This is a genomic window from Kribbella sp. NPDC055071 (assembly GCF_053608045.1).
Genome location: NZ_JBSGUS010000010.1, coordinates 146,824 through 159,899 on the forward strand (window position 1 = coordinate 146,824; position 13,076 = coordinate 159,899).

Sequence of the window (13,076 nt, forward strand, 5' to 3'; positions counted from 1 at the left end):
AATCTCCCGACCGGTCGGCCGGAGGCGTCGTACGCAGGAGAGACAGGCGGGGCCGAGGTTCATGACGCGGATTCCCAGAACTTTTTTCGGCGTAACTTCACCGCTGGTCCCGTCGTAAGGAAAGGAGCACAGTTCTCGCGTCAGGAAAGATGCGCACAGTCGTCTCACGTGGGAGCCTTGTCCTCGGCAACGATGTGACTGACTGTGATGAGACACCCACGGGGGAGACGGATGGAGACGCCGGAAGGACTGCCGGAGGCTGTCAGCGACGCCGAGCTGATCGCGGCCGTCCGCAACGGCGACCTCGACGCGTACGGCGAGCTCTTCGGCCGGCATCACCACGCCGCCGAGCGGATGGCCCGCCAGCTGGTCCCGCCGAACGACGCCGACGACCTGGCCAGTGACGCGTTCGCCAAGGTGCTGGACGCGCTCCGCGCCGGCGGCGGTCCCGACATCTCTTTCCGCGCCTACCTGCTCACGACCGTACGCCGGGTGCACGTCGACCGGATCCGGTCCGGCCGGAAGGTGACCGCGACCGACGACATCGCGTCGTACGAGCGGGAGCCGGAGACCTTCGACGACCCGACCGTGACCGGCTTCGAGAGCGGCGCCGCGGCCAAGGCGTTCGCGAGCCTGCCCGAGCGGTGGCAGGCCGTCCTCTGGCACACCGAGGTGGAGGGCGAGAAGCCGGCCGCGATCGCGCCCCTGCTCGGCCTGACCGCGAACGGCGTCTCCGCGCTGGCCTATCGGGCCCGTGAGGGCCTGCGGCAGGCGTACCTGCAGCAGCACCTCGCCGATGTGGCCGGCGACCGCCACCGCTGGACGATCGAGCGTCTCGGCGCGTACGTCCGCGGCGGTCTCACCAAGCGCGAGAACCGCAACGTCCGCGAGCACCTGGACGACTGCGCGAAGTGCACCGCGGTCTACCTCGAGCTCGTCGAGGTCAACAGCGCGCTGCCGGCCCTGCTCGCCCCGGCCCTACTGGGCACCGCGGGCCTGGGCTACCTGGCTGCCGCGGGCGGTGCGAAGGTCGGCGTGGTCGGCCTCGTCGTCACCGGCTGGCGGAAGGTCACCGAGAACAGCACGCGGACAGCGGTCGGCGCTGGTGCGGTGGTGGTCGTCGCGGTCGCCGCCGTGCTGGCCGCCATGGCGCTCACCGGCAACGACACTCCCCCGGCGGCGATCAACAAGCCGCCAGGCCAGAGCCCGACGCAGCCTCCCGCGAAGCCGCCGACCGTGCCGCCAGTCAAACCGACGAGCGCGCCGCCACCACCGTCCACCAAGCCGTCCACGCAGCCGACGACGGTTCCCACGACGGCACCGACCACTGCGCCCACGACCGCGCCGACCCCCACCACCAGTACGTCGACCTCGGTCCCGACTGCTCCGACGCCGACCCCGCCGCTGCCGACGACTCCGATCCTGGACGAGGGCCTGCTGACGATCAGCATCCCCAGCGGCGGTGGCGGTCCGAGCACCGAGTCGGTGAGCTCGGCGAGTTCGACCGGCGTGCAGGTCGTGATCACGATCAAGGCGCCGGCGAAGAACACCGACCCGGTCGTCATCGGGTTCACGTACGGTTCCGCGCTGGACTGGCCGATGACCGGGAGCCCGGCCGGCTGGACCTGCACCGAGGCGGCCGGGACCTGTACGGCGACCAACCCGGCGGCGCCCGCGACCCTGCCGGTCTCGTTCACGGCCCCGCTCGGCGGATCGGTTGCCGACCGCACCTTCACCGTCTCGGCCAAGAGCGGCCGGCTGTACGACGACGACTCCGCGACCCTGATCGCGCCACCGCGGACCGACGAGAATCTGCTCAAGATCCTCGACGGCAAGGCCGACCCCGATGTCCACCACCGCATCCTGACCGTTGCCCCTGGCACCGATCGGACCGCGGTCACGCTGAAGCTGAGCTACGGATCGGCGCTGGAATGGCCGATCACCGGGAGCCCGGCCGGCTGGAAGTGCTCGGCGACGACCAAGACGTGTACGGCGCTGAACCCGGCGAAACCGGCTCCGCTGCCGGCGGACTTCGACGTACCGGCCGATGGGTCGTCTGCTGCTCGGACGTTCACCGTTGCCGCGACCGCCGGGATCGTGAGCGACACGGACTCCGAGGTGATGGCGGGCATCCAGCCGGACGAGTCGCTCCTGCAGATCGTCACGCCGACCCCGCAGACCGACCCGAATCCCTTTGTCTACAACCGATTCCTGAAGGTCAACGGGGTCGGCGCGCAGCGGGTGACGCTGGACATCTCATGGGGCCGGAACCTGTTGTTCGTGTCGGGGCGGGACAGCGGATGGACGTGCTCGCGCTCGACCGACGTCCGGCGGGCGACCTGCTGGACCGACGACTACCGCAAGCCCTTCAACTCCGAGTGGAGCGCCTGGCTCCCCGGCAACGGCAGCAACAACCAGATCACGGTCCATGCCCAGACCGGCGGCCGGGAAGACACCGACACCGCCCAGATCCCACCCACCGCGACCCGCCGCTGATATCCGGTTGCCGTCCTGCCCTATCCTGGAACTGTTCGCGCTGACGGAACCGAGTAGCGCCGTACGCCATGTTCGAGAGAGTCGCCGGTTGCTGTGAGGCGATACATGGAGCGGTCGTGAAGACACTCCCGAGCGAATGCTGTGCAAGAGGCCGGGTCGTCCGATCCGGTGAAGGTGTGGTGGCACCGCGAGATCCCCTTCGCCCACACCTCCGGGGTACGAGAAACGACCTGGAGGTGAAACAGCGATGCGCATTCTCAACCATGAGATCCCCTCAGCAGTAGGCCAATCCGTCACGGTGGCCGGCTGGGTGCACCGAAGACGACGGCTCGCAGCCGTCAGTTTCCTGATCCTGCGAGACCGGTCCGGTCTGGCGCAGATCGTCGTCAAGGCGCCGCAAACCCAAGCACAGCTGGACGAACTGGGTGAAGAGACCGTCGTCCAGGTGACCGGTACGGTCGCCGCCAACCCGCAGGCGCCGGGCGGCGCGGAGCTCGTCGACCCGGTGATCACGCCGTTGACCGAGCCGGCCGCGACCCCGCCGATCGAGCTGTGGCGTCCGACGGTTGGCGCCGGGCTTCCCGTCGTACTGGACAACGCACCGGTGGCCCTGCGGCATCCGGCCGTGCGGGCCGGCTGGGAGATTGCGGCGGCGGCTCTGCACGGATACCGCTCGACGCTGGACGGACTTGGCTTCACGGAGATCCAGACGCCGAAGATCGTTGGTACGGCGACGGAGTCCGGCGCGAACGTGTTTGCGTTGGACTACTTCGGCGGACCGGCGTACCTGGCGCAGTCACCGCAGTTCTACAAGCAGACGATGGTTGGGGTGTTCGAGCGGGTCTTCGAGGTTGGTCCGGTGTTCCGGGCCGAGCCTCATGACACGGTCCGGCACTTGGCCGAGTACGTCTCGCTGGACGCTGAGTTCGGCTTCATCCAGGACCATCGCGACGTTCTCGCCGTACTGCGGACGACGATCGCCGGGATGCTGGCGACCGTCGGCGAGCGGGCCGGTGGTGCGTTGGAGCGGCTCGGAGTGGAGTTGCCGGAGATCCCGGTCGACGTACCGGTCGTGCACTTCAGCGAGGCGTTGAAGCTCGCCGGCGCGGACCCGGACGAGCCCGACCTCGCGCCGGCCGACGAGCGTGCGATCGGTGAGTGGGCCTTGCGCGAACACGGCAGCGCGTTCGTGGCGGTCGAGGGGTATCCGATGGCCAAGCGGCCGTTCTATACCCATCCGCAGCCGTCGGACCCACGGTGGTCCAACTCGTTCGACTTGCTCTTCCGAGGCGTCGAGCTGGTCACGGGCGGCCAGCGTCTACACCGCTACTCCGACTACGCAGCAGCCCTACAGGCACGAGGCGAGTCGCCGGACAGTCCGGCGTACAGCTCGTACCTCCAGGCCTTCAAACACGGCATGCCACCCCACGGCGGCTTCGCCATCGGCCTCGAACGCTTCGTAGCCCGCCTGACCGGAGCAGAAAACGTCCGCGAGGTAACCCTCTTCCCCCGCGACCTCCACCGCCTAACCCCCTAACGGCCCCCAGGCCCCCGCCCACCAGGCCCCCGCCCACCAGGCCGACTTTGTGCACCGCATCCGCATCATCCGGCTCCCGCCGTACGGATCTGGTGCACAAAGTCGAGCGCGGTGGCCGGGGCGGTGGTCGCGCCGGCCGCGATGGTCTGGTTGGCGGCGACCGGCGGGACGGTGAACCACGAGGCGTCACAGGTGCCCGAGGCTGTGACGACGGTGGTGATGGTGTTGATCCGCAGGTTGGTCGTGCCGGGGTTGTCGGCCTTGCAACGAGCGAATGTGCTGTTGCCGGGCGCCAGACCGTCCGCGAACGACGCGTGCAGGACGAGGGTCCCGTTCGAGCTTCCGACGGTGCCTGAGCCAGTGCCGGATCCGGTGGTGGTCCAGTAGCCGTAGGCAGTCCCGGCGCCGATCGTGACGACGGCGAGCGCCGCGAGGACGATCTTCCTCTTGACGTGCATGATGTTCTCCTCCCCTGACGACCCGGTCGGGCCGTCAGGACGAGGCTGGCAGCGCTTCGGCGGCCGCACTATCGGTCGAGGGATGATGTGGGCATGGTGAGTGCGGTGGAGCGGGCGGTCCTGGCGGGGGTTGATGAGGCGCGGGTGGTTGAAGACCTGCGGGAGTTGGTGCGGATTCCCAGTGTTGACGGGTCCGTGGCGGAGGGCGTCGTACAGGAGTGGTGTGCGGAGCGCCTTGGGTCGCTCGGGCTGCAGGTCGACAAGTGGTTGATTGATGTTCCTGCGTTGAGTGCCGAGCCTGGGTTTCCGGGGATGGAGGTGGCTCGGGACTCGGCGTGGGGAGTTGTGGGGGTTCTTGGCGGGGAGGGCGTACCGGGGCTGATTCTCAACGGGCACGTGGACGTGGTGCCGGGTGATGCCTTCGACGCATCCGTCGAGGACGGGGTGATGTGGGGTCGCGGGACGTGTGACATGAAGGGCGGTGTGGCCGCGATCATCGGTGCGGTGGCGGCGATTGTTGCTGCCGGCATCGAGTTGCGCAGGCCGCTGGCGGTGCACACGGTGATCGGTGAGGAGGACGGCGGCGTCGGCACGTTCGCGACATTGCGGCGAGGGCACAGCGGTGCGGCTTGCCTGATTGCGGAGCCGACGGCGGGCACGGTGATCCCGGCCAACGCAGGGTCGCTGACGTTCCGGCTGGAGGTGCCGGGCCTCGCGACGCACGGGTCGACGCGGAGTCGTGGGGTGAGCGCGATCGACAAGTTCATGCGGCTCCAGGAAGCGCTGCACTCACTCGAGGCGGACCGCAATCGCGATCCCCATCCGCTGCTGGCACACCTCGACCTGGCCAACCCGCTCTCGGTCGGCACCGTTCGGTCCGGCGACTGGGCCAGCACCGTGCCGGACTCATTGGTCGCCGAGGGCAGGTACGGCGTACGCCTCGGCGAGCCACTCGACGAAGCCCGCGCGGCCTTCGAGGACGCGGTCGCCAGAGCCTGCGCCAAGGACGACTGGCTCTGCGACCACCCGGTCGCCGTCACCTGGCCCGGCGGTGAGTTCGCCTCCGGTCTCCTCCCCGACGGCGATCCCCTGCTCGCTCAGACCTTGCAGGCAGCTGCCGACGCGGGCGCCGCCACACCTGAGGTGAAGGGCGCACCCTACGGCTCAGACCTCAGGCAGTACGCCGCAGCCGGCATCCCCACGCTGCAGTACGGCCCGGGCGACGTCCGCTACGCCCACGCCGCCGACGAACACGTGGTCCTCGCGGACGTCCTCCACGCCGCCCGCACCTACACCCTCCTGGCCCTCCGGCGCTGCACCTGACGAACCGAGCTCCCCGTCTGATGCAGGCGGGGAGCTCGGGTGTTTCAGTCCGCCAGGGCTTGGTACACCGTGGTCCAGAAGTCGTGCATGAGCTGGGTCGAGTCCGGGCTGGACGCCCCGACCTGGGTGAGCAGGATCCCGACCAGCTGGTTCTCCGGGTCGGCGTACGTCGACGTACCGCTGCCGCCGTCCCAGCCGAACTGTCCGATCGGCGCATAGTCACCGCGATAGGTCCGAACGGCCATCCCGAAGCCCCACCCGCCGTGCTGTCCCTGACCGAACGAGATGTGCACGTTGTCGCGGGCCAGGGTGTCGCGGGCGGCGAGTTGCTCCGGCGTCAGCCGGTTGGTGGTCATCAGCTCCACAGCCGGCCGGGACAGGATGCGCTGACCTTGGTGCGTCCCGTGGTTCAACAGCATCCGGAAGTAGGCGTGGTAGTCGTCGACGGTCGAGTTCAGCCCGCCGCCCCCGCCCTGGAACGCCGGCGGGCTGCTGTGCCGGCCGCCCACAGCCTCGTCCCACACGTGGAACTCCCCGGTCGCCGGGTCCGGCGCGTACAGCGGAGGTAGGCGATCGATCTGGTCGGCGGGTACCGAGAAACCGGTGTCCTTCAGGCCCAGCGGCTCGAAGATGCGCTCGCGCAGGAACGCGTCGTACGACTGGCCGGAGACCCTGGAGACGAGGACGCCGAGCAGGTCGCTACTGATCTGGTACTGCCAGCGTTCGCCGGGCTGGTACATCAACGGCAGCGTGCCGAGGCGTCGCATCCACTCGTCCTGCTCGGGCATCGGCACCGGCAGGTTGGGCGTGATGCCCTGCTCGAACAGCGCGGCCATGATCGGCGTACCGATCATCGTCATGTCCATGCCGAGCCCGAACGTCGAGGTCAGCACGTCCCGGACCGTGATCGGCCGCCGGGCCGGGACGGTGTCGTCCACCGGGCTGTCGATCCGCTTGAGCACCTGCCGGTCCGCGAGCTCCGGCAGCCACGGCTCGACCACGTCGTCGAGCCGCAGCCGGCACTCGTCGAGCAGCACCATCGCCGCGGACACCGCGACCGGCTTGGACGTCGACGCCATCCGGAAGATGGTGTCCCGTTGCATCGGCGCGCCACCCTCGTGGCGCATCGTCCCGATCGTCTCGACGTGCGGCTCCGCGTCGCCCCGGCTGACCAGGGCGACCAGTCCGGGGATCCTCCCGGAGTCGACGTGCCGGGCGAGTACGTCGTGCAGCCGGCGCAACCCGGCTTCGGTGAAGCCGGTCGGAGTGATGGGCATGGCGGTGCTCCTCAGCGTGGTGGTGAAGGTGATCAGAGGCTGCGGGCGACGATGTCGCCGACGATCGTGGTCACGTGGATCTTGAGTTCGGCGTCGGCACCCACGGAGTTCTTGAGCTCGTTGGTGATCCGCCCGGTGCTGGTGCCGGCGTCGAGGGAGGCCGAGACGCCGCTGGCGGTGCCGATCTCCACCTCGCCGACCTCGGTGCGCAGTACGACGGCACCGCGCACGGCCTCGGCGATCCGGATGTCACCCTGGCTGGTGCGAACCTCGGCAGGCCCGTTCAGGCGGCCGACCGAGACGTTACCGGCGGTCAGACCGAGGCGGGCGCTCGCGACGTCCTCGAGGTCGATCGAGCCGTGCGCGCTGTCGATCGCGACGTCGCCGAGGCGACCGGCGGCCCGGAGTTCGACGCTGGCGGTCTTCACTTCGAGCTGGGAACCGGCGGGCAGCTGGACGCTGACCGCGACGGATCCGGACGGCCCGAAGTACTGACGCTTCGTCGGGATCTCGATCCGCAGGACGCCATCGCCGTACCCGACCTGCGCCTCCTCCGCCGCCTTGACGTCGCGCGCCTTGGAGGGATCGGCAGGCAGGACCTCGACGACGGTGTCGGTCCGGTCGGTGGCAACGAACTGGACCCGTCCGACCGGGACGTCCAGAACGGCGGAGATCGGCTCGGGAGTGGTGAAAGTCGACATTGTGGTGCCTTCCTAGTGGTTGCGAACTTGTTGTTGCCACCACTCTGGAAGACCCCTCTGACACCACGCAGCCGCCGCCCTGACACGACCCCTGACACCGTGCTCAGGCGAGGAGGCGGTCCAGGGCTGCTTGGCCGAGGGGACCCCAGTGCGTCTTTCCGCCCGGGACGCCCCGCTCGCCGTTGATTCCCATCGCGATCAGGAACAGCGCTCGTGTCACGGCCCACCCGCGAGCTCGTCGTACCGTCGCGTCGTCCACGGGGTAGCGCTCGAAGAAGCGGTCGGCCGCGCCGGCCGGCAGCAGGATCCAGGCGGCCGCAAGGTCGCCGGCCGGATCGCCCGCGCAGATCTCACCGAAGTCGACAACCCCGGCAAGCATGCCGTCGGCAACGACCACGTTCGCCGGATGCAGGTCCCCGTGCAACCACAGTCGCGGCCCGCTCCAGGCCGGCGCCGCCACCGCGTCCTCCCACACCGCCCGGACCTCGTCCATGCGGCCGACGTACTCGTGGATCTTCTCGAAGCCCAGGCCCGGCGGCAGCTCGGTCCGGTCGTTCACCGGAGCATCGGCCGGCGCCTCGGTGTGCAGCGCGAGCAGGAACTCGGCCAGTACGTCGGCCGCCGCCGGATCCGTGATCGGCGCATGGTCGGCGGGTTCGCCGTGGACCCAGCTGGTGATCATCCAGGTCTTCGGGAAGGCGTCCGACGGTTCGCAGAGGCGCTGCGGGACCGGGACGGGCAGCGGGAGACCGGGGAGCTCGGGGATCCAGCGGTGCTCCTTGAGCAGGTCCGCCGGGGCTCCATCGGTGCGCGGCATCCGGACCGCCAGGTCGTCGCCCAGGCGCCACATCTGGTTGCCCCAGCCGCCGACGACCTCCGTCAGCTCCAGGTCCGCAAGGTCCGGGTGCTGCTCTTCCAGCAGGGTCCGTACGAGTTCGTCGTCCACGGAGCGTCAGACGCGTCACAACCGGAGCTGGTTGGGAATAGGACCTCCCCGTCCCAAGTTGGCGCGGATATGCGTATTGATGTGTGGTCCGACGTCGTCTGCCCGTGGTGCTACATCGGGAAGCGGCGGTTGGAGCAGGCGCTCGAACAGAGCGGTGAGAAGGCCGAAATCATCTGGCACAGCTTCCAGCTGGACCCGTCGTCCACGAACGACGATCCGCGCGACCTGGCCACCCGGTTGGGTGAGAAGTACGGGCGCGGCCGCGAGTGGGGCCTGCAGGCCAACGCCCAGGTGACCGAGATCGCCGCGGAGCTCGGCCTCGAGTACAACTTCGACCGGGCCAAGTCGGCCAACACCGTCGACGCTCACCGTGTGCTGCACCTCGCCCGTGAGCTCGTCGAAGCCGGGGAGGTCCCCGTCGACACCCAGGACCGTCTCAAGGAGCGCCTCCTCAAGGCGTATTTCACCGACGGTCTCCCGGTCGGCGACCACACCACCTTGACGGAGCTGGCGACCGAGGTCGGCCTCCCGGCGGACCGTGTCCGCGAGGTGCTCGCGAGTACGGCGTACGCCCAGGACGTCGCCGCGGATCAGGCCCAGGCGCTGGCGTACGGCGCCAACGGCGTGCCGTTCTTCGTGATCGACGAGAAGTACGGCGTGAGCGGCGCCCAGCCCGTCGAGGTCTTCCAGGAAGCGCTCCGGCGGGCGAACGCGGACCGCAAGCCGATCACTCTGGTCACCAGCCCGAGCACCGATGACGACGCGGCGTGCGGGCCCGACGGGTGCGCCATCTGAGTAGTGGGTACCGGGGGATCCACACCACGTGGTGTATGAAGGAGGCATGACTGTCGTGCGCGCACTGGCCAGGCCGCTGCTGTCCGTCATTTTCGTCGTGCAAGGCGCGAACTCGATCCGCAATCCCGAGCCGCTGGTGCCCAAGGCGCAGCCGGTGACGGATCGGCTCGTGCCGATGGTGCGAAGGGTCGCGCCGGCGCAAGTCGGTGATCGCATCCCCAACACCACTGCCAACCTGGTCCGGCTGAACGGCGCCATCCACGTCGTCGGCGGTCTCGCGCTGGCGACCGGCAAGGGTCGTCGGCTCGCGGCCGGGGTGCTGGCGGCGACGCTGGTGCCGACGACGATCGCAGGGCACCCCTTCTGGCTGGAGAAGGACAAGACGGTCCGGAACACCCAGCGGATCCAGTTCATGAAGAACCTGGGTCTGCTCGGCGGCCTGCTGCTCGCCGCGGTCGACACCGAGGGCAAGCCGGGTGTCGCCTGGCGCGCGTCCCACGGCGCCAAGGCGGCCAAGCGCGAGACCAAGCGCGGCGCGAAGGCCGCCAAGCGCGAGACGACGCGCGGCGCGAAGGCGGCCAGGCGCGAGGCCAAGCAGCTGGCGCGGGAAGCCCGCCACGCGGCCAAGCTCGCCAAGGCCGAGCTCCCGTTCGGCTGATCCCCTGCGCAAGGCTGGAAGATCCGGCCGCGGGGATGGCCTAGGCTCAGGGTTGGACACAGGACCTGGGCCGAAGGAGTGGGATGAGCGACGAGCAGGGCTGGCCGGCACCGCGGGCCGAGGGACCGGTCACCGGCCGGATCACCGTTCCCGGATCGAAGTCGATCAGTAACCGCGCACTCATCCTCGCCGCGATCTCCGACGGTCCGTCACACCTGACCGGCCTGCTCGCCGCCCGCGACACCTCCCTGATGCGTTCGGCGCTCACCGCGCTCGGCGTAGGCATCAGTGCGAGCGGGACGACGGTCACGGTCACCCCTGGATCTCTCAAGGGCCCGGCGAGCGTCGACTGCGGTCTGGCCGGCACGGTGATGCGGTTCGTCCCACCGGTCGCCGCGCTGGCCGACGGCGTTGTCTCGTTCGACGGCGACCCGTACGCGCGAGAGCGGCCGATGGGTGTCATCCTCGACGCCCTGCGGACCCTCGGCGTACAGATCGACGACGGTGGCACCGGCCGGATGCCGTACGACGTCTCCGGCACGGGCTCGGTGCGTGGCGGCACGGTGACGCTGGACGCGTCCGGGTCGAGCCAGTTCGTCTCCGCTCTCCTGCTCGCCGGCGCCCGGTACGACGAGGGCGTGGACCTTCGCCACGACGGGAAGCCGGTGCCGTCCCAGCCGCACCTCGACATGTCGGTGGCGATGCTGCGCGAGCGCGGCGTCCAGGTCGACGACAGCGAGCCGAACCGGTGGATCGTTGCCCCTGGCCCCATTCGCGCGATGGACACCGCGATCGAGCCGGATCTGTCCAACGCCGCGCCGTTCCTGGCCGCCGCCGTCATCACCGGCGGCGAGGTCACCGTGACCGGCTGGCCGGCCGAGACCACGCAGCCCGGCGACCAGCTCCGCGACATCTTCACCCGTTTCGGCGCCGAGGTGGCTCGTACCGACGCCGGCCTGACGGTCCGCGGGACCGGTCGGGTGCACGGGGTAGATCTTGATCTCAGCGAGGTCGGCGAGCTGTCGCCGGTCCTGCTGTCGGTGGCTGCCTTCGCGGACGGCCCGTCGTACCTGCGCGGGATCGCGCATCTGCGCAACCATGAGACCGACCGGCTGGCCGCGCTCGAGCGTGAGTTCGATGCGCTCGGTGGCGACGTGACCCAGACGGCCGACGGGTTGGAGATTCGCCCGAAGCCCTTGCACGGTGGGCTTTTCGCCACGTACAACGACCACCGGATGGCCCATGCGGCCGCCGTACTCGGCCTTCTCGTCGACGGCCTCCTGATCGAGAACATCGGCACCACCGCCAAGACCCTCCCCGAGTTCCCCGAGCTGTGGTCGGGGCTCGCGGGCTGATGTCGCGGTACGACGAGGAAGCCAAGTACGACCGTCCGAAGCGCCGGACCCGGCCGCGGACCAAGGACCGCCCCTCGTACGACGACGCCGTCATCGGTTCGGTGATCACCCGGGACCGCGGCCGCTACACGCTGTGGGTCGGGGACATGGCCACCGGTCGTCAGGTCACCGCGATGAAGGCCAGGCAACTGGGTCGCAAGGGCGTGATCGTCGGCGATCGCGTCAAGCTCGACGGCAACGCGACCGGCGACGAGGGCAGCCTCGCCCGGATCGTCGAGGTCCTCCCCCGGACCACGCTGCTGCGCCGTTCGGCCGACGACGACGATCCGGTCGAGCGACCGCTCGTCGCGAACGCCGACCAGCTCGTGATCGTGGTCGCAGTCGCCAACCCGGAGCCGCGGACCGGCCTGATCGACCGCTTCCTCGTCGCCGCGTACGACGCCGGCATGCGGCCCCTGCTCTGCCTTACCAAGACCGACCTGGCCCAGCCGGATGATCTGCTCGCGATCTACCGCCCACTCGGCGTCGAGTCCGTCGCGACCCGGCAGGACGGCGATCTCAGCGAGCTGCGCGAGCAACTCGTCGACCGTACGAGCGTCTTCGTCGGTCACTCGGGTGTCGGCAAGTCCACACTGGTCAACGCCCTCATCCCCGGCGCCGATCGCGCGATCGGGGTCGTCAACGAGGTCACCGGCCGCGGCCGCCACACCTCCACGACCGCACTGGTCCTGCGCCTGCCCGAGGGCGGCTGGCTGATCGATACGCCCGGCATCCGCTCGTTCGGCCTGGCTCACGTCGAGCCGGACCAGCTGATCAACGCGTTCCCGGACCTGGCCGAGATCGCGGAGACCTGCCCGCGCGGCTGCACCCACGCGGCCAACGCTCCCGACTGCGCGCTGGACGAGGCGGTCCGCGAGGGCAAGGCCGACCCGGACCGGGTCGCGTCGTTCCGTCGGTTGCTCGCCAGCCGTGAAGGCCGGGAGCCGGAGACTACTTAGGCGGGAGCTGGCCGGTCCACACGGCCTTCGCCCCGGCGTCGCCGGTACGAACCGTCTGCCAGATGACGAGTACGGCGATCACCACGACGGCCACCTGCGTGACGACCTCGAGCGGGCGAATCTTCGTTGCCTGATCCCCCTTCACGCCCGCCAGCAGCAGGAAGGCCACGACTGCGACGACCGTGAAGATCAGGCAGTACCAAAACAGCAGGTTGCCGCGCTTCTCGTGCAGCTCGACCGCCTTCTGCAGCGTCGGAACCGCGTTGACGAACGCTTCGCCGCTCTCCTTCGCCACGAACGCACAGACCACCGTCCCGACGCCCAGGACCAGCGCAGGCCACCGCAGCACCCGCCGCCAGCGCGGCACGACGGCGAAGGCGATCAACGTCAGCGCGGCCGCCGGCAACAACACCACGGTCAGATGGATCACGAGCACGTGCAGTGGGAGATCCCCGAAGCGCTCGAACATGGACAGCCTCCTGGCGAACGAAGAACGGAAGGGGACAGGTCGTAAGGCGTGGTCAGACACTAA

At 69.6% G+C, this 13,076-nt stretch carries 12 protein-coding genes; 7 read left to right on the forward strand and 5 right to left on the reverse strand.

The genetic code is table 11. From position 1 onward, the window contains the following. Nucleotides 1-231: 231 nt before the first annotated feature. Entirely contained in the window at nucleotides 232-2,496 is a 2,265-nt protein-coding gene (locus tag ACWF4Z_RS18560) for a sigma-70 family RNA polymerase sigma factor (protein WP_452244295.1), read from the forward strand. Between the two features lie 247 nt (nucleotides 2,497-2,743). Further along, on the forward strand, nucleotides 2,744-4,033 hold the full coding sequence (gene aspS / locus ACWF4Z_RS18565) for an aspartate--tRNA(Asn) ligase (RefSeq protein WP_452244296.1): 1,290 nt from the start codon (nucleotides 2,744-2,746) through the stop codon (nucleotides 4,031-4,033). A 65-nt stretch (nucleotides 4,034-4,098) separates the two neighbouring features. On the opposite strand, the gene ACWF4Z_RS18570 is transcribed toward aspS, so the two are convergent. Beyond that, nucleotides 4,099-4,491 (reverse strand): hypothetical protein, encoded by a 393-nt coding sequence (locus tag ACWF4Z_RS18570; RefSeq protein ID WP_452244297.1) that lies wholly within the window; start codon nucleotides 4,489-4,491, stop codon nucleotides 4,099-4,101. Nucleotides 4,492-4,584: 93 nt separating this feature from the next. Here ACWF4Z_RS18570 and ACWF4Z_RS18575 point away from each other — a divergent pair, with 93 nt between their 5' ends. Beyond that, the gene (locus tag ACWF4Z_RS18575) at nucleotides 4,585-5,814 is read left to right on the forward strand and encodes a M20/M25/M40 family metallo-hydrolase (RefSeq protein ID WP_452244298.1); all 1,230 of its coding nucleotides are present in this window, start codon (nucleotides 4,585-4,587) and stop codon (nucleotides 5,812-5,814) included. A gap of 44 nt (nucleotides 5,815-5,858) precedes the next feature. Here ACWF4Z_RS18575 and ACWF4Z_RS18580 read toward each other — a convergent pair whose 3' ends face one another. The 3 genes from ACWF4Z_RS18580 to ACWF4Z_RS18590 form a co-directional block, all read right to left on the reverse strand. Further along, the gene (locus ACWF4Z_RS18580) at nucleotides 5,859-7,091 is read right to left on the reverse strand and encodes a serine hydrolase domain-containing protein (RefSeq protein WP_452244299.1); all 1,233 of its coding nucleotides are present in this window, start codon (nucleotides 7,089-7,091) and stop codon (nucleotides 5,859-5,861) included. A 32-nt stretch (nucleotides 7,092-7,123) separates the two neighbouring features. Then, entirely contained in the window at nucleotides 7,124-7,792 is a 669-nt protein-coding gene (locus tag ACWF4Z_RS18585; protein ID WP_452244300.1) for a DUF4097 family beta strand repeat-containing protein, read from the reverse strand. 103 nt (nucleotides 7,793-7,895) lie between these two features. Then, the gene (locus tag ACWF4Z_RS18590; protein ID WP_452244301.1) at nucleotides 7,896-8,738 is read right to left on the reverse strand and encodes a phosphotransferase; all 843 of its coding nucleotides are present in this window, start codon (nucleotides 8,736-8,738) and stop codon (nucleotides 7,896-7,898) included. A gap of 69 nt (nucleotides 8,739-8,807) precedes the next feature. Here ACWF4Z_RS18590 and ACWF4Z_RS18595 point away from each other — a divergent pair, with 69 nt between their 5' ends. The 4 genes from ACWF4Z_RS18595 (at nucleotide 8,808) to rsgA (ending at nucleotide 12,544) form a co-directional block, all read left to right on the forward strand. Next, nucleotides 8,808-9,533, forward strand: a complete 726-nt coding sequence (locus ACWF4Z_RS18595) for a DsbA family oxidoreductase (RefSeq protein WP_452244302.1) — start codon at nucleotides 8,808-8,810, stop codon at nucleotides 9,531-9,533. Nucleotides 9,534-9,579: 46 nt separating this feature from the next. Continuing rightward, nucleotides 9,580-10,191 (forward strand): DoxX family protein, encoded by a 612-nt coding sequence (locus ACWF4Z_RS18600; RefSeq protein ID WP_452244303.1) that lies wholly within the window; start codon nucleotides 9,580-9,582, stop codon nucleotides 10,189-10,191. Between the two features lie 83 nt (nucleotides 10,192-10,274). Next, nucleotides 10,275-11,546: a 3-phosphoshikimate 1-carboxyvinyltransferase gene (gene aroA / locus ACWF4Z_RS18605; RefSeq protein WP_452244304.1), complete on the forward strand. Its 1,272-nt coding sequence runs from the start codon at nucleotides 10,275-10,277 to the stop codon at nucleotides 11,544-11,546. Then, on the forward strand, nucleotides 11,546-12,544 hold the full coding sequence (gene rsgA / locus ACWF4Z_RS18610; protein ID WP_452244305.1) for a ribosome small subunit-dependent GTPase A: 999 nt from the start codon (nucleotides 11,546-11,548) through the stop codon (nucleotides 12,542-12,544). Before aroA ends, rsgA begins: the two co-directional genes overlap by 1 nt. Here rsgA and ACWF4Z_RS18615 read toward each other — a convergent pair. Beyond that, complete coding sequence (locus tag ACWF4Z_RS18615) at nucleotides 12,537-13,013, reverse strand: DUF2231 domain-containing protein (RefSeq protein WP_452244306.1); 477 nt, start codon at nucleotides 13,011-13,013, stop codon at nucleotides 12,537-12,539. The two genes, rsgA and ACWF4Z_RS18615, sit on opposite strands and share 8 nt — an antisense overlap. Nucleotides 13,014-13,076 lie beyond the last annotated feature (63 nt).